This window comes from Calothrix sp. FACHB-168 (genome assembly GCF_963889195.1).
Taxonomy (GTDB): Bacteria; Cyanobacteriota; Cyanobacteriia; order Cyanobacteriales; family Nostocaceae; genus Aulosira; species Aulosira anomala_A.
The window spans coordinates 59,753-85,064 of the sequence record NZ_CAWPNJ010000036.1; the positions used below are offsets into that span (position 1 = coordinate 59,753).

Annotated in this window: 14 protein-coding genes; 6 read left to right on the forward strand and 8 right to left on the reverse strand. The window is 40.6% G+C overall.

Annotation, left to right across the window (positions count from 1 at the left end; genetic code table 11):
• Entirely contained in the window at nt 1-855 is an 855-nt protein-coding gene (locus AACW45_RS21845; protein ID WP_199331205.1) for a spherulation-specific family 4 protein, read from the forward strand.
• A 68-nt stretch (nt 856-923) separates the two neighbouring features.
• Here AACW45_RS21845 and AACW45_RS21850 read toward each other — a convergent pair whose 3' ends face one another.
• On the reverse strand, nt 924-2,735 hold the full coding sequence (locus AACW45_RS21850; protein WP_190634741.1) for a hypothetical protein: 1,812 nt from the start codon (nt 2,733-2,735) through the stop codon (nt 924-926).
• Between the two features lie 930 nt (nt 2,736-3,665).
• Between AACW45_RS21850 and galE the strand changes: the two genes are divergently transcribed.
• The 3 genes from galE to AACW45_RS21865 all read left to right on the forward strand — a co-directional run bounded on the left by galE (nt 3,666) and on the right by AACW45_RS21865 (nt 11,117).
• Nucleotides 3,666-4,877 carry a UDP-glucose 4-epimerase GalE gene (galE, locus tag AACW45_RS21855; RefSeq protein WP_190634743.1) on the forward strand — a complete coding sequence of 404 codons (1,212 nt, stop codon included), beginning with the start codon at nt 3,666-3,668 and terminating at the stop codon, nt 4,875-4,877.
• A gap of 319 nt (nt 4,878-5,196) precedes the next feature.
• Complete coding sequence (locus tag AACW45_RS21860; protein ID WP_190634744.1) at nt 5,197-9,459, forward strand: polysaccharide deacetylase; 4,263 nt, start codon at nt 5,197-5,199, stop codon at nt 9,457-9,459.
• A gap of 110 nt (nt 9,460-9,569) precedes the next feature.
• Nucleotides 9,570-11,117: a hypothetical protein gene (locus tag AACW45_RS21865; RefSeq protein ID WP_190634747.1), complete on the forward strand. Its 1,548-nt coding sequence runs from the start codon at nt 9,570-9,572 to the stop codon at nt 11,115-11,117.
• Between the two features lie 65 nt (nt 11,118-11,182).
• Here the strand turns inward: AACW45_RS21865 and AACW45_RS21870 are convergent, their stop codons facing one another.
• The 5 genes from AACW45_RS21870 to AACW45_RS21890 form a co-directional block, all read right to left on the reverse strand.
• Complete coding sequence (locus AACW45_RS21870) at nt 11,183-11,485, reverse strand: hypothetical protein (RefSeq protein WP_190634749.1); 303 nt, start codon at nt 11,483-11,485, stop codon at nt 11,183-11,185.
• 157 nt (nt 11,486-11,642) lie between these two features.
• Entirely contained in the window at nt 11,643-12,536 is an 894-nt protein-coding gene (locus AACW45_RS21875; RefSeq protein ID WP_190634751.1) for a phosphodiester glycosidase family protein, read from the reverse strand.
• 329 nt (nt 12,537-12,865) lie between these two features.
• Entirely contained in the window at nt 12,866-13,138 is a 273-nt protein-coding gene (locus tag AACW45_RS21880; protein WP_190634753.1) for a hypothetical protein, read from the reverse strand.
• 418 nt (nt 13,139-13,556) lie between these two features.
• On the reverse strand, nt 13,557-14,183 hold the full coding sequence (locus AACW45_RS21885) for a PAP/fibrillin family protein (protein WP_190634755.1): 627 nt from the start codon (nt 14,181-14,183) through the stop codon (nt 13,557-13,559).
• Nucleotides 14,184-14,557: 374 nt separating this feature from the next.
• The gene (locus AACW45_RS21890) at nt 14,558-18,988 is read right to left on the reverse strand and encodes a PAS domain S-box protein (protein ID WP_190634757.1); all 4,431 of its coding nucleotides are present in this window, start codon (nt 18,986-18,988) and stop codon (nt 14,558-14,560) included.
• A gap of 859 nt (nt 18,989-19,847) precedes the next feature.
• Here AACW45_RS21890 and AACW45_RS21895 point away from each other — a divergent pair.
• Nucleotides 19,848-20,198, forward strand: a complete 351-nt coding sequence (locus tag AACW45_RS21895; protein WP_190634759.1) for a hypothetical protein — start codon at nt 19,848-19,850, stop codon at nt 20,196-20,198.
• A 311-nt stretch (nt 20,199-20,509) separates the two neighbouring features.
• On the opposite strand, the gene ilvA is transcribed toward AACW45_RS21895, so the two are convergent.
• Nucleotides 20,510-22,021, reverse strand: coding sequence for a threonine ammonia-lyase, biosynthetic (ilvA, locus tag AACW45_RS21900; RefSeq protein ID WP_190634784.1), 1,512 nt, complete (start codon nt 22,019-22,021; stop codon nt 20,510-20,512).
• 332 nt (nt 22,022-22,353) lie between these two features.
• Nucleotides 22,354-22,506 carry a hypothetical protein gene (locus AACW45_RS21905; protein WP_190634761.1) on the reverse strand — a complete coding sequence of 51 codons (153 nt, stop codon included), beginning with the start codon at nt 22,504-22,506 and terminating at the stop codon, nt 22,354-22,356.
• Nucleotides 22,507-22,590: 84 nt separating this feature from the next.
• Between AACW45_RS21905 and AACW45_RS21910 the strand changes: the two genes are divergently transcribed.
• A complete protein-coding gene (locus AACW45_RS21910) occupies nt 22,591-25,266 on the forward strand; it encodes a CHAT domain-containing protein (protein ID WP_190634763.1) in 2,676 nt (891 codons plus the stop codon).
• Nucleotides 25,267-25,312 lie beyond the last annotated feature (46 nt).

Below are 25,312 nucleotides of genomic sequence, written 5' to 3' on the forward strand. Positions count from 1 at the left end.
ATGACAAATAACAATTGTACAGACGCGATTAATCGCGTCTCTAACAAATCCCACAAATTAATCATGAGTACCTTATTGACAGCAACACTTGCTTGCAGTGCCATCAAGCCAGAAACTGCTATAGCTCAAACTAAAATTCTCATTCCCCTCTATTCCTATCCTACCTGGTACAATCCCCCAACTTACACTTGGCCGCAAGTTGCAGCAGCAGCCAAACAAGTACCAATTACCGCCATCATTAATCCTAATAACGGCCCCGATAATGGCCCCCCCAACAGAGACTACGCCAGAGGAATTCAAGACCTCAGACAAGGAGGTGTGACAATCCTGGGTTATGTAGCCACAAATTACGGTAAGCGCAATATTAATCAAGTCAAAGCCGATATTGATATCTACGCTAAACACTTTCATCTTGATGGAATTTTCTTAGATGAAGCCGCCAGTGGAGCAGATAAACTCGACTATTATCAGGAAATTTACAAACATATTAAAACTCAGCCTAAATTGCAAATGGTTGTACTCAACCAAGGAACTCAAACCGATCAAGGTTATCTAACTCGACCAGCTGGCGATAATTTAGTAATTTTTGAAAATTATTCCAAAGCTTGGAATCAATACCAGCCTCAGTCATATATCAAAGATTACGCAGCCAAGCATTTTTCTTGTTTAATTCACTCTGTCCCTGATGCAGCCACCATGAAACAACATATCAATCAAGCAGTGGCGCGCAACATCCAATATATCTATATCACAGATGATAGTCCCGATAATCCCGACAAAGATCCTTGGAATAGCCTACCCTCCTACTGGGAAGAACAAGTAAACCATATTCGTTCCTTAAATCAAAAAATATAGCTGTTGACTGTTGACTGTTGACTGTTGACTGTTGACAGCCTTAACCAGCTATTTTTAATTGCATCGCCCTATTTAGGGAGCTGATCTTCAGGAACCTGAATTTGATAAATTCTCAAATCCCGATCCTCATAATAAATAGCCACATCTTTCTCATGGAGGTGACGATAAGTCTCACACAACTGCAAAGCCGTAAATTCTAAACTCCCACGCCCAGCTGACGAACGATAATTACGATAGGTAGGGTCAGATAAAACCGAATAGGGAAGTGTGTAATTTTCGCTAATTCCCGTCGCCAATGGTCGTTTTTCCACCAAGATAAACATATTTTCGACGGAATAACGAAAATGAAAATCAGGATTGCTAACTTTAGCAGCATACTTTTCGACAAATAAACCCAAATCCTCATACCAACCTGCACCATAACTTTCTGCCAGTTGTTCAACAGGAGCCACAATTAACCAACGCTTGATGGGGAATCTGGCTCTTAGTTCTAGGGTTTTACGTGCAGCCATCTCGTATTCTAGATAACTAAGTTTGGGCGGATTTGGCAACAAAAAATTAACTGCGATCGCAAATACTAAAATCAAGCAGGTAACTTCTGACCATAAACCCAGTAACAGACTCAGCAACCAGCTAACAGGGATTAACATCAATCCCCACAGCCAGCTTAGTCCTACAGGAAGTGTCACTAAAAAACTGCTTTCCCATCCTAAAGGATTTTCCGGTAAAGCAGAGACTAAAGCCAACAATATCCAACTAATAGTCATGACAGTCAGTGCTAATCTTCCAGCAAAGAAAAAGCTCATACCGCCAATTAATGCCAAAACTAATAAGGTGGGTTTAGCGATCGCTACAATCGTCAAGCAACAAACTGTATCAATCACAGCATCTCGACGGTGTAGACTTCTTGATGCTTCCCAACCTCGTGCTAATCCTAAAACTAGAAATATCGCGCCTATTTCTAAGTTACCCCCAGCCCATTGACGAATTAAGGAGGAATTTAAACTTTCTGTCACCGTTGTCAGCCATTGCTGTAACCATAGGGGCGTCACCTGAGATAGTTCTAGATGAGAAGTGAACAGATAAGCCCCTAAGCTATACATAGCACCAAAGCCTGCTGTTCTATTTTGAGAAATTACGCCCAGACTATAGCCAACACTTAACACCAACAGACAACCTAACAAAGGGTTAAGAAAGCGGATAACTTGCATAGCATCAACCGCACCTAACAGAGATAAGACACTCCCTAAAGTAGACAATGTAGGAAAAGAGTGAATCTGTCCCGGCCAATCCCCAGCGATAATTTGTCTAGTAGCTAGTAACACCCCATAACTATCAGGATTACCAAACCGCAGTTCTCGTAAAGGATGCTCAAACCGCAGTAATACAGCAAAAGTCAGAATTACAGCGAGCAGTAGCACCTCTAGGATATTTTGTGAAAGTGCGATCGCGATTAATTTCTCCACCATCGCCAATTCTTCTTTCCCAAATTGGAGAATTCTCTGCCAAAGCTGCCGAATTTTTGGTAAAAAGCCTTGATCTAGTGCATCTAAAACAATACATCCTACCCTCTGATTGATTAGTTGTAACTGTTTTCTGAAGCGCCAATTATGGTGATGTAACCAGCGCAGTAAAAAACAACCACCATATAAAAATACCAGCGTAAACCAGCTAAACAAGTGCAACGCACTCAGCAGCCAAACCCCAAATAAAGTAACTAGCACTATTCGCGACCAGCTACTAACTATGCGGCTAGCCCAAGACATTTTATCTGGAAAAATAAAAACTTTGCTGGGTAGCCAAATAAAGACAATTACAAACAACATCACTACCCATATAGTAGTGAGTACATCAAAAATAACAGTTTGCAGAAATATCACAATTATTTACATCAATCTATATTGAAATTTCACCAGCCTAAAATCAGTTAACAGCAAATTTGACTGTCACAGCGCCCAATGTCCAAATTTAGGCTAGTATTGGCACCTGAATGATTATAAATTGATTAGTCAATAATATTAATAAAGCTATCATGAAAACCGATGCAAAAGTCTTCTCATAATAGTTTTTAAAATTTCTCAAAGTCTTACTATGTTGGTGCTATCAGCTTGATTACAACATGCTAATTAGCTGTTCAAAGGCAAGCATCCACAAAAAAATGAGGAAAATCTGAAGAAAGTCAAGTTAGTATTTTCACTGCTCTTAACGAATACTTTATAGATAGTTTATTGATTCTTTATATGAATTGTAATATGTTGAATAGCGGCAATTGATATTATGAAAACTGCCAAGACTAATTTTAATACAACTTACTTAAACAATACTTAACATAGTTCAATGTTCTCCTAAAAGTAGAAAATAATAATGCTGAAAAGCAATAGCATAAAATCCACAAAAATATTGTGAAGAGCAGGATAATTTTTTGCTGATGAAATAACATATAATTTGTATTTTCAACACAAAATCAAAAAACAAACACTGAAAAATTTACCTGTAGTTTATGGTCTAATAAGTATTTACATAAGACAATAGATGTATGATATCAACCAAATTAAAATTAATCTCAAATTGGAGTAAAATTTCAATTTATTGCTCAAAAATTGCTACTATAACCTAAATTTCTAGAGATGCAATAAAAAAACGCTGAATACTAGAATAATATAAGTGATTGGTTGATAATCTGCTGTTGAAACAAAATTTTGGCATAGAAGGTAAACAATTTGCCTTCTAGCCAAATTTTTAATGCATAAATAGAAAAAGTTATTGATTGGCTTAAAAAATTATGTTTCCTTTCATTCAGGTAGAAAACAATGTCTAAAAAAGTATTAGTAACCGGAGGCGCTGGTTATATCGGCTCCCACACCGTCCGTCAACTGGGAGAAGCTGGTTATGATGTAGTGGTTTATGACAATCTCTCTAGTGGTTCTGCTGCATCAGTTATCTATGGAGAATTAGTTATTGGTAGCCTTGACGATCAAAAACTATTAGCTCAAACTTTTAGTCAACATAAATTTGATGCAGTCTTGCATTTCGCCGCCTATCTATCTGTACCAGAATCAATAGTCAAACCTCTTGACTACTATAGTAATAATACTTCTAACACCCTAAATTTATTACGTTGTTGTCAATTATTTGATGTTAAAAAAATAATTTTTTCCAGTACAGCTGCTGTTTATGGTCAACCTGAAGACAATCTAGTCACAGAGTTATCACCGACCAAACCCATGAACCCCTACGGTCGCTCCAAACTGATGAGCGAACAAATTATTCAAGACTTTGCACAAGCATCAGAATTAAAATACGCAATCTTACGTTACTTTAACGTCGCCGGTGCAGATACCACCGGAAAATTAGGTCAATCTGCAAAAAAAGCCGAACACTTAATTAAAGTAGCTTGTGATGCAGCTCTAGGTCGTCGTCCCTCCGTCAGTATCTTTGGCACCGACTTTCCCACCCCAGATGGAACTGGAATTAGAGATTACATTCATGTAGAAGATTTAGCTACAGCCCATGTAGATGCATTGCGCTATCTAGAAGCAGGAAATGAGAGTCAAATATTCAACTGTGGCTATGGCCAAGGCTATAGCGTGCGCGAAGTTTTAAAGATGGTACAGAAAATCTCTGGAGTAGACTTTCCTGTAATTGAACACCAACGCCGCGCAGGCGATCCAGCTTGTGTGGTTGCTAGTTCTGATAAAATTCGCAATATCTTAGGTTGGGAACCCAAATATAACAGTTTAGCAACCATTGTCTCTACAGCTTTAAACTGGGAAAAAAAATTAATTGCTCTGGCTACATTAGAAAAACAGCTAGCCCAAGAGAATTTTCGCCTAGGTGCGCTATTGCTAGAAAGCAAAAAGATTTCACCTACTCAATTAGCACAAGCATTACAAGAGCAAGCCCTGACTCAGCAAAAATTAGGGGAAATATTAGTACAAAAGTCCATTATTTCTCCACAAATGTTAGAGAAATTTTTGCTAGAGCAAACTTGGAGAAGACAAGGAATTTGGCTGCAAGTATAAATAGCCTAGCCTGGTTAATAATCGGTAAATCTAGAAAGTTGTGGAAATTTTGGCAGATATAACTGCATATTTCCATTTAGGCATTAAGTAAAAATAAGTAGTGCGAGCATCTTGCTCGCGCGGGCAAGACTTCGGCGTGAGCGCTCAGTCGAACGCTGCCCGCACTACAAATATTAAATTGTTCAACTTATTTTTACACGACTCCTTAAGTTCAAGTGGTCAATTGCTGCCGAAATGCAGACATATTTCTGCCGAAATCACATATCAATTTTCACCATAAATTTTTCTCGAAAATCTACCTCTTGGAGAAGCAAATCACATGTCTAATGACCTGCAACTAATCAAGCTAGAAGAACTGCTCAAAAGAGCAATCGGTAACATTAGTGAATTCTTCACCTCTGCTGATTATTCACAAAAAATGAATTTAGCATTTGGTGAAAATTGGGATAAAGAAAAAGCTCAGAAGCTAATTGACGACATCATTAATTATTCCAGCTTACCCAGCATTGAAATAGTTGAGGCATCAGAAATAAACGGAGGAAAAGGAGCTTTTGGTAGTTTCAACAATACAATTTATCTATCAAAAACACTGTTAAACGATTCTACCGAAAGTGTCGATGTATTAATAGAAGAACTCGGACACTATATAGACTCGCAAATAAATAGCCAAGATGCACAGGGCGATGAAGGTGCAATTTTTTCAGCAGTAGTTCAAGGTAAAGAGTTAAAGCCAACTCAACTAGCAGCATTGAAAAATGAGAATGATACAACCAGTGTCCTTATCGATGGAGAACTTAGAACATTAGAGCTAGCAACAACTTACGGTAATATTACCCTCGATGGTAACCTCAGCGATTGGACAGCAAAGGATAGATTAGATTTTCTTCCCGGAACAGGAGTACAAGGATTTGAAATCTATGGGAAGTATACAGGTGATGCCTATGTTTTTGCCTTAAAGGCAGATAACCTGGCGATAGGTGCAAACACAACATTATGGCTAAATACAGATAGAAATTCTACGACAGGCTATCAAATATTTGGTACATCTGGGGGCGCAGAGTATAACGTTAACTTCGCAGCAGATGGCTTACCCTATCTTTACACAGGAGCAGCCGGAGAAAATTCTATTAGACCATTAGATTATGGCTTTAGTAGCGATCAAAAAATAGTTGAATTCGCCGTACCAGGATCGAATCTGGGAACATCAGTACCACAAGCAATTGATATTTTAGGGGATATTAATAACACGGCATTTATACCGGGAGATTATGCTACCCAAAAATACACAGTATATGGGGCACAAAATCTACCAACAAGAACAGATCTGAGTAAAAAAGTAGGTATAGTTTTTTCTGCAACTACAGCGAAACAATTTTTTAGCGAAACAGCGTATCACCAACTGTTCTTGTCGATGCAAAGCCAAGCGATGCAGGCAGGGATTCCCTTTGATATTCTCACAGAGGATGACTTAACTGATATCAATAAAGTTGTCAATTATGATTCGCTAATATTTCCCTACTTTGCAAATGTACCCCTGGCGAAACTAGATGCCATTCAAGAGACACTCACAAAGGCAGTTTATCAATATAACATTGGTCTAATTACCGCCGGAAATTTCTTAACTAACGATGAAAACGGTAATGCTTTACCCGGAAATTCCTATACCCGGATGGAGCAGTTGTTGAATCTGAAAAGAACTGGTGGTAGCACCACACCGGTTAATGGTGTTCTCAACGCTGAAATTACTACTCATCCAGTGATGCAAGGGTACAATCCTGATGAGGTAATTCGCAATTACAATAACATTACCTATGACACTTATGGTGATGTTGATCCTAATGATAATAAAACACCCATAGTTCTCGCAGATTTTCTGGTCAATGGGCAGAAAGACAATGCTGTGTTAGCCACAGAAACTGGAGGCAGAAATGTCCACTTTAGTACTCCGGGATTCATGGCGGATAACAATTTATTGTGGAAAGCATTGCAATGGGCTGTTCTGGATGAGAAACCCAAAGTCGCTTTAAATATGAGTCGGGATGCGAGTATTTTTATTTCTCGCAATGACATGGATCAGTCTCAAGAAGCTGATGATGTGAATCCAAATGGAAACACTCCAGGAGTTTACGATAAACTGCTGCCAATTCTAGAGCAATGGAAAAATGACTATAACTTTGTAGGGTCATACTACATTAACGTCGGTAACAATCCAGCCAATGGGCAATTTACTGATTGGACTGTCTCCAAGCCTTACTATGACCGGATGCTGGCTCTACAAAACGAAATTGGTACCCACTCTTACACTCACCCAGAAGACACAAATCAGAGTACATATAAAGAAAATAATGCATCGGCTCCTGTAAGTCCCACTCTTACTAATGCACAATATGCTACCAAGTTGGAGTTTGAATTTAACCAATCACAATTAGTCATTGAGCAACAATTAGGAATTACCGTTACAGGTGCTGCGATTCCCGGAGCGCCAGAAGGTATAGGAGTTTCCAAAGAGCTTCAGAAATACTTATCCTATGTTTCTGGTGGTTATGCAAGTGTGGGTGCAGGTTATCCTAATGCTTTTGGCTTTTTGTTTCCGGAGAATAAGGATTATGTTTATCTTGCTCCGAACATGTCCTTTGATTTTTCGCTGGTGCAGTTTCGCCAGTTAACACCACAACAAGCGGAAGCAGAATGGCTCAAAGAATACACTGGCTTAACAAATCGCGCAGCCCAAGCCATCATCCATTTTCCTTGGCATGATTATGGCCCAACAGTGTGGGATACAGATCCAACGGATAACTCAGGCTCGCCTTACACTCAAGCAATGTTTACTAATTTCATTGCCAGAGCATACAACGATAATACAGAGTTTATTACGGCTGAGGAGTTGAGCCAGCGCATTAGAACTTTTGAGAAATCACAATTAACTCTTGATTATCCCAGTGCAAATACTATTACTGCTACTGTTGCCGGAGTTACTGATGTAGGCGCTTTTGGTTTGAATATCGATCCCACTCAAACCATTAAAAGTGTCAATGGTTGGTATGCCTACGATAAAGATACGGTATTTTTACCACGTAATGGCGGTCAATTTACAATCAATTTGGGCACAACTCAAGATGATGTGACTCGGATTATTGACCTACCAATGCGTGCCGAATTAACTTCAGTTGTTGGTAATGGTACAGATTTAGAATTTTCCTTCTTTGGTGAAGGTAAAGTTGTCTTAGATATCAAAAATCCCGGTGCATTGAGTGTAGTAACCGAAGGTGCAAGCAGTACGACTCGTAACGGTGAGATTGTCGAGATGACTTTTAACGGTCTTGCCCAACATACTGGTAGGGTGAGATTAGTTGTAGATGCGCCACCAACTGTTGCTAACCCGATTGCTGATGTCAGTGTACTTGAGGATGCAGCAGATACTGTAATTAATTTAAGTAATGTCTTCACAGATATTGATAACGCTGTTACTGGCATTACCAAGACAGTTAAAGCAAATAGCAATAGTGGCTTAGTTAATGCCAGCATTCTTAACAATAATTTGACTCTGGATTATCTACCTAACCAATTTGGAACTGCGACAATTACTATTACTGGGACATCAAATGGCAAAACTGTTGATGATACCTTTACAGTCAATGTTGCGCCTGTAGATGATGCACCAATTGTGGTTGCTCCAATTGCCGATGTTGTTGTTGATGAAGGGTCTGCCAATACTGTTATTAATTTAGGTAGTGTCTTTACTGATATAGATAACGACATTGCGGCAATTACTAAGTCGATTGTCACTAATAGCAATAGCACCTTGGTGAATGCTTCGATTGTGGGTAATTCTTTAACTCTGCAATATTTACCCAATCAATTTGGTACTGCACAAGTGACTGTGCGTGGTACATCTGGCGGTAAAACTATTGATGATACTTTTAGCGTTACTGTTAATAATGTGATTAACGGTGACTCTTTTGGTAACTTCCTTACAGGTACTGCCGGTAAAGATATCATTAACGGATTTGGCGGTAATGACACCATAGATCCTAGAGAGGGTAATGATGTTGTTTATGGTGGGGATGGTAACGATAACGTTTTTGGAAGTCTAGGGGATGATTTAATTTATGGGGACGCTGGTAACGATACGTTATTTGGTGGCTCAAATAACGACACTCTCATCGGTGGTTGGAATAATGATCGATTAGTTGGTGACGGAGGGAATGACACTCTAATTGGTGTAAACCCCAACGATATATTGCCTGGTGGAGGAACGATTGATACCTTAACTGGTGGTAGCCAAGCTGATTTATTTGTCTTAGGTGATAGAACTAAGGCTTACTACGATGATGGAAATAATTTGACATCAGGAACAGGTAACTATGCTCTAATTACAGACTTTAGTACCTTTGATGGTGATAAAATCCAACTCTTTGGTAGCGCCGCTAACTATAGAATTAATAATCTTTCATTTAGTTTGTCGTTGGGCTTCCATAGTGCGCTTTACTTAAAAACTGGTGGTCAGGATGAGCTAATTGGAGTTATTCAAGGATTTAATAGTCTGAATCTTACTAGTAGCAGTTTCAGCTATGTAAGCTAAGAAACATTTAGCTTTGAATTCGCGGCAATTTGTGAGATACAAATAATCTTAGGGGCACAAAATATTGTGCCCTTAATGGTGTTCCTCAGATTTGATGTAAATACAAAATTATGATTTCAAAAGATGATAAATTATCTGAGTTAGTTAGCGCTATTGAAGAAATTAGTTCTGCACCTGCTGATTTTTGGCAAGTTACGGCAATTATAGAATCGTTAGGTTATACAGATAGAGTTATTCAGCAGGAATTTGGTTTTAGTGATGCTTTATCTTTGGGTAAGTATGTTTATGAAACTCATAACTTCTCTTTAGCAGCCAAAGTCATCAAGCCGCAGAAAAAATTTTGGCGGAATTTGTTGAAAGAAATGCAAATCTTTGTTGAGCAATTCTCACAAAGTTTTGTTTTTGCTCTACCTTTGCTGTTGATATTGCTGTTAGAATCTCTCGATGTAGATAATCAATCGCCGCTATTACCTCCGGAACTGGCTTCACTAATTACTCTGGCAACTATGGCAAGTCTGACTATTAGTGGGGGATTTGTCCAGATGATTAGCCGGAGGGGAGAATTTTATTTGAAGTTAGGCGAACCAATACAAGCTAGAAGAGTTTGTTTGCCGATTATTTATTTAGGTACAGCTACTAGTATTATTGTAGGTTTATTTGGGCTATGGTTTGGTTTTTATCAAGGTCAGTTTGCTGATGAATATTTAATTTTAGCTGCTGTATATTATTTAGTTTTGAGTTTACTCTGGATGCTGTTAGCAGCCGTGGGGATTCAATTACGCTGGTGTACGCCAATAATTATGTTGGGGTTAAGTGGATTATTTGTATTGTTAAGAGTTTGGGTAAATTTAGATGCATTAACTGCCCAAATTATTAGTATGTTTGCGACTTTATTAGTAGTAATCTGCTTAGTTGGTTTTGGGTTTGGTAAAGATAAGAAAGCAAGTCAAACTACTGCAACAAAAGTTCCCTTACCTCGCTTGAGTGCGCTGGTATATTTATTAGCTCCTTACTTTTTTTATGGTATAGCTTATTTTAGTTTTATTTTTGGCGATCGCATTGTGGCTGGTTGGGCTGTAAATCCTGCTTCGGGGCTAGTTTTTGCGATTCATGCTGACTATCAACAGGCTATGGATTTAGCTTTAATAAATTTTCTTTTGTTGGTTCCATTCGTGGAATATTTAAGTTATCGCTTTATTAGTTATTGGTTTAAAAACTCGAAAAACTTAAATGTAACAAAACTGGCTAAATTTTATCGTCAATTGTCTTATCGCTACTGGTTAACTGTGGGCTTAACTGTGATATTTTTTAGTCTTTGTGTGACTATTACGTTTCTTTTGCTAAAGCCAGAAAGTTGGAGTTTACAAACAAATTTACAATCTTTATTTGGTTGCTTAGGTTATTTATTTTTTGTTATCGGTTTATTAAATTCAATATTGTTGTTTAGTCTGAATCAAGCAGCTATGGTAGTTAAAAGTATTATTCCTGCGTTGGTACTTAATTTAACTTTGGGCTACATTTTAGCAAATTTGATTAATCCTGATTGTGCAGTAATTGGTTTAGTCACGGCTGCTATTTTGTTTATGTTGCGTTCAACTCATAAGGTTTCGCAAGTGATGAAGCAACCGGATTATATATATTACCTTGCTGGATATTAAGCAGGGGTCAAGTAGAAAAACATTTTTATCTAGAATCAAAAATTAGCTAATGAATAGCATCATCTTTAGCGGGGACATTCAGGTAAAATTTTTTCAGCATAATTACAATCAAAATAAATTAGAGCCTCTCTACTAGAGTCAAAACTTGGAGTTGTAATGTAGGATTTACTGTTGGTACTAGCTTCTATTGACCAAATTTTTAAGTAGTAACTACCGTTATCATCACTAGACCATAATTCATAACGATAATTACCTCCAGAACCTTGACTAGTTAAATAATCGGCTAGGGCTGTATGTGCTGTAGTTAAGCAGCTTAATACAGCTAAACTAGGAATTAACACGACTTTCAAGAAAATGCTGGATTTCATAAATATGCCATAAATCTACCTTATATAGCTTCCTAGATATGGATTTATTTTCACATCAGTAATAATGTTGAATATTATGTAAAGTTATGCCAATAACATTAATTCCATTGTTCTGATTTTTGATTCTCTTTGATTATTGACCAAGGGTTGCTTATGATTAATTCTCTTGTACCAATAAAACTGATTTTACCTGGCGCTTGATGGGTTTGCGTACCAGATTTAGTTTGCCATAAAAAGTTTTACCGTTGTAGTAAAGAGAAGATGAACTACCGCCATCTAAATTCATGGCTTTTTTAGCACCAAGAGTTTGCATAAAAGCTGCTAATTCTGGTAAAGACATTCCCGATTTTGCTAGTCGGACATTGGGTTTTTGGGCTACCATGACTAGGAGAATATTACCATCATCAGTAATCCCGATCGCAGTTCTCGAACTAGGTCGATTACTATCAATTGCATCTCGTCCATTGACTTTGTCAACAAACCCTTCTTGTTCTGAGGTGAGTTCTGGTAAAAGATTGGGGCCTCCACCTACAGCATCAAGCAGTTGACAGCCAGCTAAAGGTGATTCATTGTGGGGGGTAATATCGTAAGTGACGGTTTCTCCGCAGAGATAGCGACGAAATTCTGTGCGATTGAAAATTTTGCTGAGATAAGGTTTTAAGTTGGGATTATTTATAAGTCTGGGGTTATCTTGGGGATTTGCAACTACACGCCCAGAAATCATGACATGAGATGTAGACTTTTGATTAACAGGATCGAAAAAGCCTGCATTTAAGATTGCTTTGACTCGATGCTGTTTGCTAAATTCATCTACAGTTGCTACTTTATCTGAGATTGCAGGTGTGATGAGAAATCGGCTATCAGTAGGAATTGAGAGGATATGCACTACGCTTTGCGGTAAGGTGCGCTGTTCGTAGCTGATGGTTTTTGGTGGGGGAGGTGCAACATTTGGCACTTTTGATATAGAGGAATGCAACTTAAATAATAGTGGCATTCCAAAACTAACTAGTGTAAGACTCAGCAGCCAGATTTTTTTGACTTGAGTAGTCATATCTTAAATTAAGTTGAAAATTAACTAAATAAATATTACGCGGGCAAATGTGTAAATTCCCGATAGGGTGAGATAGAAAAATTTTATTTGATATATGAATCAAAAGGGGACAAGGAGGACAAGGGGGACAAGGGGGACAAGGGGGACAAGGAGGATAGGTTTTTGTAACTATTAAACGGTTTGCTGTAGTGTTTTTATAATGAGAATTACTAGCCTGTTTTTTTACTATTTTTTAAGATTTTTTGGTAATAAAATATGTAAACGATCGCACTTTTACAGATTTACAATAAAGGCGATCGCACTTTGATAGTCATACCTCTAATGGTAGACTATGACGCTTTTGGTTGATACCAGAGAATCAGTTGTAATTTTTCACAGTAGCCACCCCAATCACTGATTTCTTGCTCGTTATCAGCTATCCAATCATAAATTTGTGCTGCTTTTGCTAAGGCTATTTTTTCGGAACGATAAAGTTTAGGGCTAGGACAAAAGGCTTTACCATTGATGTGTATAGCTGCAATGTGCCAATAGTCGCTACCTTCACCATCTGGGATAACTTCGATAAATCCATCACTGTAAGGTTCAATTATACCGATGTTCATCTGCCAACTAATTGCACTCCAAAAATATTTATCCTACAGTTGCAATGCCTAGCTGCTATCCTACTCTTTAGTTAATTTAGTCAGCAGTCAAACAGGTAGCAAATTAGATAAAGTCTCTGGTAGCTGCACAGAATTGTCAGTAATTCTTTAGGTATAATTCTCAATGGCTAATTTTGTTCACTGTGGACAAAAACTTATTAGCAAAAATAGTCTTTGTTGCAGATACAATCGCTAAAAAATGGTTTTATGATGATGAGCATCAATAATTAGCTATGACTAGAGTAATAATAGGAGCTTGATATGTTTAGCGCTCTAATCTTCTTTGTGGGTTACGCCGCTATTTCTACTTTCTTTATTTCTGCGGTTGAGTAACTAGATACAAACTCCCATATTTAATTGTCTATGAGATGAAGCGATTTTAGTTAAACATCGCTTCTTGGCGGCGAAATACAAATAAATTACCTGTTGCACCTCTGCCAACTCTGATTTGTGAATCTAAGTAAGAGGTTGTCCACAGCGCTTCTTTTCGCATAGATTCCAGCACCGGAATTTTTAATGCTGGTAAACTCCAGTTGGAGATTCCTAAAAGCTTTGTGGCTTGTACGGAAAACGCCCCAAAACTTACCTTAGCATCCCTTTCATCTCGATCCCATCTCCAGACGCCGTCAGCTTGCAAGCGCCATTCTCCCAGCAATGGGAGATCGAACTCAGCACAGTTGGCGGCGAAAATTTGATTGGTTTGGCTTGCAACTAATTTTTGCCAAACGCGCTTAATTTTAACTCTTGCGCCAATTCCTCTGAGGGAAACTAGCCGGCGCGTGACTACTGTACCGCGAGAAGCATAAATTAATTCCCAGTCACCAGATAGGGTGGAAAGATGATCTATGCTGAGTGGGCGATCGCATGGATTGATATTCTCTAATTGTTGCACGAGGCGATCGCATGTTTCATCTGCTGAGGGAAATATGCTTTGCTGTAAGCCTAACTCGCCAATGCGTTGCAGGAGTTCATTTTTTAAGCTCAATCTCGTTGCTGCTGCGTTCATATTTCTGATAAGTGCCTCTTATGAATGCTATTAATCTTTAACTGTCAAGGCTAGTTGACATATCGTTACAATTTTGTTAATTTAGTTTACATAAGTTAATAAATAAAACAATACAGCAAAAAGTTATTGCTTTAGCTATTAGCGGAAATTTTTCATTTTGATTTCGGTATCGGTATCTCCCATCGTTATTTGGTTTTCTCCCCCTTTCCTCAGCAGTTAAGCTGAGGTTTTTTTTGGCTTTTAGGTTTTAGGGAACTCTAAAAAATAAATTATTCTGTTTAAGTTGTTGACGGTTGACGGTTGACGGTTGACGGTTGACTGTTGACTGTTGACTGTGAACACAGTTTTGTCCCCTGCCCCCTTGCGAGAAGTCTCTAGGATGGCAATTTGGGAATTAACTGTGCGATCGCTTTAAGTAACAGCTGTGGCTCGATGGGTTTGGGGATATGTCGCTGAAAACCTGCGGCAATCGCTTGTTTTTGGTCGATTTCGCCTGCATAGGCAGTTAAGGCGATCGCAGGAATATTCCCTCCCTGTTCTGGTGGTAAGGCGCGAATTTGTTGGGCGAGCATATAACCATCGATTTGTGGCATTCCAATGTCACTAATTAAAATATCAGGTAGCGATCGCCTTAAAGCTGTCAAGGCTTCCACCGCAGAGGCGGCTGTATATACAGTGGCTCCAGCTTGTTGTAAGAGTGTAGCTACAAAGTCTCTGCTATCGGTATCATCATCTACTACTAAGACTTGAACTTTGCTCAAATCAATCGCTATTTCCAATAAACGAGGATGTATATTTACAGTTGATTGGCTAGACATCAGGGGTAACCTGACTGTAAATGTCGCCCCCAAGTTTTCACCAGCACTGTCAGCTTCCACTGTACCGCCATGCAATTCTACTAAATGGCGGACGATGGCTAACCCTAAGCCTAATCCGCCAAATTTGCGGGTGGTTGCGCCATCTTCTTGGCGAAAATAGTCAAATACATCAGGTAGAAATTCCGGACTAATGCCTTTACCGTTATCTTTGACTTGGATTTGGGCAAAATTATCTATCTGTTGCAGAGATACTTCTACTTTCCCCTTTGGGGGAGTAAATTTAACTGCATTTGTGAGTAAATTCCAGATAATTTGTTGAATTCTGGCAGAGTCGCCTGATACAGTACCAACATAATTATCTAGCTGGGTGTAAATTTGGATTTCTTTGGCGGTGGCTGCTAAACGTACTGTTTCAATTGCCGCGTCAATAGTCGATCCTAGCTGAATTGGAGAAATATTTAATACTAACTTGCCCCGTAAAATCCGCGATACATCCAACAGATCCTCAATTAGTTGGGCTTGTAATTTGGCATTGCGTTCGATTGTCGCTAAACCTTGGGTTGTTTTCTCTGGGGTGAATTTTTGGGTTTGCAGGAGTTTTGCCCAACCGAGAATCGGGTTGAGGGGCGATCGCAATTCGTGAGATAACACAGCTAAAAACTCGTCTTTGATGCGGTTGGCGGCTTGAGCTTCTTCTCGTGACGCATCGGCGGCGGCTCTGGCTCGCTGTTCGGCTGCGTATAAGCGGGCGTTTTCGACTGCGATCGCGGCCATTTGCGCTAATTGGACTAAAATCGCTTCATCGTTATATGTAAACTCACCCTCACATTTATCTGATAGCTGAATTAAGCCGATATTTTGCCCATCGCGCCCTACTAAGGGAACTGCCAACCAACCCCGCAATGGCGGATGATTGTTTGCTTGATTACCGAATGCTTTCCATTGTGGGTGTGCTTCTAGTTCGGCTTGAGTTAAGCGCATCGGGCGATTAATGCGGCACACATACGCATATATCCCCGATCCATCGGGTTGTTCATCATAATCTCGCCAAGCTGCATACTTATCTGAAAGGTACATTGCATGAATTGACTGTTCCCAATATTGACCAATTATCATGGTGGTAGCAGATTGGTGCGTACCAATAATTGCTGCTGCTTGGTTGTTAATAATTTGTAATAATTCTTCTACAGACAGGGCAGAATTAATTGCTAATGCGGCTTGATTCAATCCCTGTAATTGGTTGATATAGTGGCGTTCGCGAGCAATTAGGCGTTCTCGTTCTTGTTCAGCTGCGATGCGAGCAGTGATATCAATACTCACACCATACCAAGCCTCAATTTGCCCGTTAGCATCGCGGCGTGGTAAAGCGCGAAAAGCGTGCCAGCGATATTCCCCATCATAACGACGATAGCGGACTTCACCTTCGTAGGTTTCGCCAGTTTTTTGACATTGTTCCCAATAAGATAAAATGCGTACAGCATCCTCTGGGTGCATTGCGGTTGTCCAACCATAACCGCAGGCTTGTGTCTGGCTTTGTCCGGTGAATTCATACCAGCGATCGTTAAAAAACAGAATTTCGCCATTGGGCGAACAAACCCAAACTAAGGCAGGTGCGGCGTTAGCAATGGTACGAAATTCTTCTTCACTCCGCCGCAGATTTTCTTCGGTGTGAGCGCGTTCGATTCTGTGCCAAATGCGCCCAGTCAGTTCTTGGATTAGCTCAATTTCATCTGTGCGCCAGCATGAGTTTAGGTGACGCTGACAAATTAGGAGGAATTTTAGCTTTTTATCCCTAATAAAAGGTGAAATTAGCTCTGAGCGTACTTGGTTGGTAACAACTTCCCCAGATTGGAGATTTTCTATCTGGCTGTTGCTCAAATCATCAGCTAACCTATATTCTTTGGTTGTATCTTCCCCATAAATTGCTCGCCCGCGATCGCCTGTTTCGTTAATTTCTAAGCATGTTAGCTGAGATAAATCGAAGTAAACAGTTATTTTATTAGTAATATTGGCTAATATATCATCTATATTTCCTGATTTAGCTAAATAGCGGCTGATTTCCGTCAAAAATTCCGCATTCCGTTCTCGCCGTTTGCGATCGCTAATTTCTAACAGCACGCCAATTGAGCGCACTGCTTTGCCGTTTTGGTCGTAACTAAAACTTCCTAAAGCCGTCATCCAGGCAATTTGCTGATTATCTGCCCGAATTAATCGGTATTCTGTGCGGTATAGCCTTTTTTCTTGCTGAGACTCCTGCCATTCTTGCAAAACTCGCTCTAAATCATCAGGATGAATGCGACTATACCACATAGCTTCAGTCGCTTCCCCGGTGGCTATTGGTTCATAACCCAACATCTGAAAAAGTAATTCTGACCAAATAGCATTTCCTGTGAGCAGATTAACATCCCATGTGCCAATTTGCGCTGATTCTATAGCTAATCGTAGCCTTTCTTCACTCTTACGCAAGTTAATTTCGGCTTGCTTGAGTTCAGAAATATCAACTGCTGCACAGGTAATTCCCGCAAGCCTGTTTTCGGACTGAGGTAAAGGCTCTACTGTTAAATCGTAATAATAATTCTTCCCATCCTTGGTAATTTGAATTTCTTTCCGCGCACCGATACCAGTTTCTAAAACTTGCTGTTTAATTGCTGTTAGTATTTCTGCTTCTTTTGGCGCTAAGAAATCGCGATCGCATTTACCCAGCATTTCCTCTAGCTTGTGCAGCACCGGATTATAAATCCAAGTATATTTTAATTCCCTATCTTGGTTAAATATCGTAATTGGTTTATTTTGCAATGCTACGCGCAACCGTTCCTCAGCGTCCCGCAATGCTTGTTCTGTTTGTTTGCGTTCGGTGATTTCATGAAAAAAAATTGCTACCCCATCTTCTAACTTCACCGTCATATTACGGAACCAACCGCAAATACCATCAGCATCGTAGCTTAATTCCAAATCCTGCGGTTCTCCAGTTTCTACCACGCGCACATAGTGGTTAAACAATTCGCTATTCAGACGATTACCGGGAAGCACTTCTAGTAAACGGTTACCGAGCAGATATTCCACTGAATGTTGCAGAATCTCCGCCGCTTTGGGGTTAACATAAGTCCAAACAAAATCGATAATCGCCCCAGTTTCATCTCGCATCGCATCGAGAATCGTAAATGCATCTAAAGACAGTTCTTGGCTGATTCGCAGTCGTTCTTCGCTACGCCGCAGTGCTGCTTCGATTTGCTTGCGCTCGGTGATATCATAAATCACAGCCACAGTACGCAGCCCTCGCCCTTGGGTATCGCGGATAACATTGGCAGTCGCCAACACCCAAACGATAGTACCATCTTTACGTATATAGCGTTTTTCTGAATGGTAGTCGGGAGCTGCGCCAGATAAAAAATCCATGAACCGTTGGCGATCGCGATCGCGATCTTCAGGATGATTGATATCATCAACAGTCATCCTCAGCAATTCCGCTTCTGAGTAGCCCGTAATTTGGCAATAAGCTGCATTTAACCGCAAAAATCGCCCGCTAATTATATCTACCTGCGCTATACCCACATGGGTGAGGTGAAAAATAGCGCGTAAATCTTCCTCATGTTCATCCTTAACTTGTGCTGCTCGTTGGCGATCGCGGCGTTCTTTACCTAATTTTAATGCCCGTTGCACAGCAGGCACTAACCGTTCTAAGCGTTGCTTGAGTACATAATCGGTTGCACCTTGTTGCAAAGCTGCGATCGCCAATTCTTCCCCCAAACTGCCAGAAATAAAGATAAATGGCACATCAGGACGTAATTTAGCAGCAATTTCTAGAGCTGGCGATAATGTATAATCTGCCAAAATCAAGTCAAATTCATCAGCAAAAAGCGCTGTTTCAAAATCACTGTAACTTCCCACCTGCTGCAGTTGATAATCCAGATTGCTATGCACCAGCATTTCTTGAATAACAGTTGCATCCTGTAAATTGTCTGCGAGTAAGAGAAATCGCAGTGTCATGATTTTTTCTCCTGTGGGAATAGAGGTAACCAAAAGTAGAACTGTTTCAGCCCATTAATAGGATTGATCTCAACATTTTCAGCAACCTTACTTTTCACCTCAGGGAGCAAAATCTTAACTCCTCCCAGAGGAAAAATACTTAGCTAGCAAATCTTCACCGCGATCGCCCAAGGAATATAATACTGCTTCAATCTGTTTTAAAGCTAATGGTAACGGGAGCATCCCAATTTTGACGCAATACCCTAGAAGGGTATTGCTATACCAACAAAGCCTGCCTTCTTTTGCTAAAAGTTTGATAGCCTGCGTTCGTCGAAGACGTTCCCGAAGGGTAGGCAGGCTTTGTATTTCTAGCCCCACCCTTATAGGGTGAGGGCGTTTTTGCACATTTGGGATGCTCCCATGTTAACGGCTTCGTTCTGCCATTTTCCCAACGATTCACAGTTTGACATGCCATAGCATCTGCGATATGAATTTTTGAAATATATCATGTTGGGTAGATTTAATTACCTCTATCGAAAGATGCAGAAATCAGGCTTGGCGACAATTTGCGCCTGCATCGGCGTTGACTTTGACATCTTAGCTCGACTTATCTGGATAATTCTCCAGTAATCTTAAATAATTATTAAAGATAGGTGACAACCATAATTTAATGTTTAAAACTCTTTATTAAGTCCACAATATAACGGCTAAAAAATTAGCACTCTCTGGCTTTGAGTGCTAATTTGTAACTAAATTTTGACTTAGAGAATATCAGCAAAAATCATCATTTTTAGGGATGCCAAAACAGAAAAATTAAGACATAATTATTGCTATTAAAACCAAGTTTTCATATAATCGATTAATAATCGGGAGGACTGGAATGAAATATACTTTTGACATTGTAGGAGTATCTCCAGTTTTACATTTTTTTAATCACCAACAACAGAGCCAGAGCCAATCACCGCATCAAGGTATAGAATATTTAGGAAGCCATATTTGTACCTTAGATGCTTTTTTAGAATCTCTAGAAACAATCCCTACAAAGTGGGGATGGGAGCTAGATCGAGTCGTAGATACAGTAATTCAATTTTGGCTACATAACTCAGACAGCATTAACTATTGGAAAAGACGCTTAACCGATGCCGGCAGAGATAACTTAATCGTAGCCAGAGTTGCAGATTTCACCGCCTTACAAGCCGAATTTGAATCCTTACTCAACAAGAATGAATAATTTATAGCAAATTGCCAGTTGGTGAGGTACAGATAATCGTTAATTGTAGGGGCATTGGCACTGCCATGCCCCAAAGCGCGTACCTCATTTACCTGAAATATGCTGTACATTCCTCATCGCGACTTTAGGGACTTCCAAGAAATAAATTATCCAATCTTGTGGGGTGGGCAGCGTTCGACTGAGCGCTCACGCCGAATTCTTGCCCGCCTTTGACTATGGGCGGGCGAGACGCCCACCCCACAATAAATAGTTGTATATTTTTTTATTTGGAAGTCCCTTAGTCCAGAATTTTCCCGGACAATTTGTGGTTTCTACCCTAAAAATAGCTTGTAGGCGGGATTCTGATTTTCATCCCAATACTGATACCCCAAAGTATCTAAAAATGCCTGCCACTCCGTCATCTCTTGCGGTGGAACCTGAATACCAACGACAATTTTTCCGTAATCTGCCCCATTATTCCGGTAATGGAACATACTAATATTCCAGTTGGGACTCATGGAACCAACAAATTTCATTAACGCACCTGGACGTTCGGGGAACTCAAAGCGGTAAAGTAATTCATGTTCTGCTAACGGTGAATGTCCCCCTACCATGTGACGCAGATGTAGTTTTGTCAGTTCGTCGTCGGTTAAGTCAAGAGTTTGAAAACCGCAGCCTTTAAAGGTTTCGCCCATCTTGACTGCATCGGCGCGGTTTTGAATTTGCAAACCAACAAAAATATGTGCTTCTTGGGCGCTAGCAATGCGATAGTTAAACTCAGTTAAATTGCGATCGCCAATACATTCACAAAACTTCCGCAGACTTCCCCTTTCTTCTGGGATGGTAACTGCAAAAATCGCTTCCCGGCGTTCCCCAAGTTCGGCGCGTTCAGCCACAAACCGCAACCGGTCGAAGTTCATGTTTGCACCGCAAGCCACAGCTACTAAGGTTTGTCCCTCAATTTGCTCCCGTTCGGCGTAGGCTTTAGCAGCTGCGATCGCCAATGCCCCCGCAGGTTCTAAAATAGATCGCGTATCTTCAAATACATCTTTAATCGCCGCGCAGGTATCATCCGTATCTACCAAAATGATTTCATCTACATATTGCTGACACAAGTGAAAGGTTTCCTCCCCCACTTCCCGCACCGCTACCCCATCCGCAAATAACCCCACCTGGGATAATCGCACCCGCTTTCCGGCTTTCAGCGATTGACTCATCGCGTCTGCATCTACCGGTTCCACACCAATTATCTTAATTTCTGGACGCAACCGCTTGACATAAGCCGCAATTCCTGCTATTAGTCCGCCGCCACCAATAGCGACAAAAATCGCATGAATCGGTTGTTGATATTGGCGTAAAATTTCCATGCCAATTGTACCCTGACCGGCAATCACATCCGGGTCATCAAAGGGGTGAATAAACGTCAGTCCCTTTTCCGCTTCTAGTTGACGGGCATAAGCATAAGCATCATCATAGGTATTGCCATGTAAAACCACATGTCCCCCCCGTGCTTTCACAGCATCCACCTTTACCTGGGGTGTAGTCACAGGCATAACAATAATCGCCTGAGTTCCCAAACGACTAGCAGACAAAGCCACACCTTGAGCATGATTTCCCGCCGATGCAGCAATCACACCTTGCTTTAATAAATCTGGTGGCAGATTTACCATCTTGTTATAAGCGCCACGCAGTTTAAAAGAAAATACCGATTGCATATCTTCTCGTTTCAGCAACAGCTTATTATTCAGCCTGCGAGAAAGATTTGGCGCATATTCTAAGGGTGTTTCCTGGGCAACATCATATACACGGGCAGTGAGAATTTGAACCAGGTAGTCACAATACATGGGCGTTGGGGGGTAGCAGATGCAGGATGGACAATAATTGTACGCTAAATTTGGGGCATTGGGCATTGGGCATTGGGCATGGGGCATGGGGCATGGGGCATTGGGCATCATACCAATTTGAAACAAAAAGGTGATAGACGGGTAGGGGCGGGGTTTCCCCGCCCTTGTGCCGATTTCAATGTGACGTTATTGAATTTGGGTAGTCGTTCATTGAATTGGGGTTGTCGTTTATTGATTCGGGGTAGTCGTTTATTGAATTCGGGTCAGCTTAGGGGTTGAAACTATAAGCTAGATACTACCTAGATGTAGACAATTTTAGCGATCGCATCTCCTCATCCCCCCGTCGCCCCATCTCTCAAAACTGCATAACCCCCACCCTGCTCAGAACTATAGAGTAATAAGCTATTAAATAACGCTGGTGTTGCGGCTAATTTTTCCCAAAATTTAGCCAAATTCACCAACGCTTTAGCATATTCCTGCATCAAACGGCTTAACTTAATTACTTAACCCCCTTACTTCCCCACCCAATCTTAATTTCATAATTCATCCTTCATAATTCATAATTCCCTATGCGTTTTCCCAACCTTGGTTTAAGTTTCCTCGCCCTAGTTATCGCTACAGCTTCCACGCCGATAACTTTCAGCCTTTGGGCGTCACCGGGAGAGTTACAAGTACTGGCGCAAACACCACAGGCGCGGAAAGCCGAAGCAGAAAGACTGTTAAAACAAGGTCTTAAGCAATTTCAAACCAGTCAATTTACAGCAGCATTGCAGTCTTGGCAACAAGCACTCTCTATCTACCAGGAAATTAAAGACCGTCAAGGTGAGGGTTGGGCACTGAGAAATCTCGCTATTGCCTACGGTTCCTTGGGAAACTACCCTAAAGCCATTGAATACCTACAACAAGTATTGGCGATCGCACGCTCTATTCAAGACCGTCAATCTGAGGGTGCAGCACTGGGAGGTCTCGGTAATGCCTACATTTCCTTGGGAGACTACCCAAAAGCCATTAACTACTATCAAAAGTGGTTGGCGATCTCGCGCTCAATTCAAGACCGTCAAGGTGAGGGTCAAGCACTGGGAGGTCTCGGTAATGCCTACCGTAGCTTAGGAGACTACCCAAAAGCCATTGAATACCTACAACAAAGTTTGGCTTTAGCACGCTCGATTCAAAATCGTCGAAGTGAGAGTTATACACTGGGAAATCTCGGTAGTGCTTACCTTAACTTAGGAGACTATCCCAAAGCCATTAACTACTATCAACAAAGCTTGGCGATCGCGCGCTCAATTAAAGACCGTCAAAGTGAGGGTAATGCACTGGGACGTCTTGGTATTGCCTACCATAGCTTAGGAGACTACCCTAAAGCCATTGACTACCATCAACAAAGTTTGGCTATTAAACGAGAAATTAAAGACCGTCAAGGTGAGGGAAGAGTACTGGGAAGTCTCGGTAATGCCTACTTTTCCTTGGGAAATTACCCTAAAGCCATTGACTACTATCAACAAAGTTTGGCGATCGCGCGCTCGATTCAAGACCGTGATAGTGAGGGTAACACACTGGGAAATCTCGGTGTTGCCTACCGTGACTTAGGAGACTACTCTAAAGCCATTGACTACCATCAACAAAGTTTGGCGATATCACGAGAAATTAAAGACCGTCGAGGTGAAGGTAATTCACTGGGAAATCTCGGTGTTGCCTACCGTGACTTAGGAGACTACAAACAAGCTATTAACTACCTACAACAATCGTTGGTGATATCACGGGAAATTCAAAACCTTGAAGGTGAGGGTAAAGGACTGAATAATCTAGGAGTTGTTTACTACAAACAAGACAATCTCACTTTAGCAGAGAGTACCCTAATTGCAGGCATTAAAGTTTTGGAATCTCTCCGAGGTCGAGACTTAAAAGATGGTGAGAAAGTCTCATTTTTTGAAACGCAAAGGATTATATATAAGACTTTACAACAAGTCCTCATTGCCCAAAATAAAACTGATGCTGCTTTAGAAATATCCGAACGGGGACGGGGACGGGCTTTTGTGGAGTTACTTGCTTCGAGGTTATCTGCTAATCCCAAAGAACAATTCCCCACGCCACCAAATATTGCAGAGATTAAACAAATTGCCAAATCACAAAATACTACTCTCGTGCAATATTCAATTATTACTGATGAATTCAAAGTTCAGAGTAAACTAGAAGCCAAAGAATCAGAACTCTACATTTGGGTAATCAAACCAACTGGTGAAGTTACTTTCCGCAAAACTGACCTTAAACCTTTATGTCAAAAATATAATACAACTTTAGCTAAATTAGTCACCAACAGCCGCGAGTCAATTGGCGTCAGAAGTCGGGGTATTTTTGAGTCCAGCTACAAACCCAATCCTAGCCTAGCAAAACAACGATTTCAACAACTTCACCAACTACTAATTAATCCCATTGCTGACTTGCTACCAAAAAATCCTGATGAGCGTGTAACATTTATACCGCAATCATCTTTATTCCTTGTCCCTTTCGCCGCCTTACAAGATGAACAAGGTAAATATTTAATTGAAAAACACACTATCCTCACTGCCCCAGCAATTCAAGTTTTAGATTTAACTAGCAAACAACGGCAGAAAGTTTCCGGTAATCAAGCCCTAGTTATGGGCAATCCTATCATGCCCAGCGTTGCCCCCAAAGTTGGCGAAGCACCGCAACAATTAACTCCGTTACCAGGTGCGGAAAAAGAAGCAAAAGAAATCGCACAACTGTTAAACACCAAAGCCATCACAGGTAAAAATGCTACCAAAGCCGCTTTCATTCAAAAATTACCCCAAGCGAGATTTATTCATTTAGCCACCCACGGCTTACTTGATGATTTTAAAGGTTTGGGTGTCCCTGGTGCAGTCGCTCTCGCCCCTGATGGTAAAGATAACGGCTTGCTAACTGCCAATGAAATTTTAGATTTAAAAATTAACGCCGAATTAGTTGTTTTAAGTGCTTGCGATACCGGACAAGGTAAGCTTACAGGCGATGGTGTCATTGGTTTATCTCGCGCCTTAATTTCTGCCGGTGCGCCGAGTGTGATTGTTACATTATGGTCAATTCCCGATAGTCCTTCAGCATTATTAATGGGGGAATTTTACCGCCAGTTACAGAAAAATCCTGATAAAGCACAGGCGTTGCGTCAAGCAATGTTAGTCACCATGAAACAGCATCCAAATCCAAGCGCTTGGGCGGCGTTTACGTTAATTGGCGAAGCTAAGTAATTAAACTTTCCCTACAAAGATAGAAGATTAACTCTGTATTGAAAGT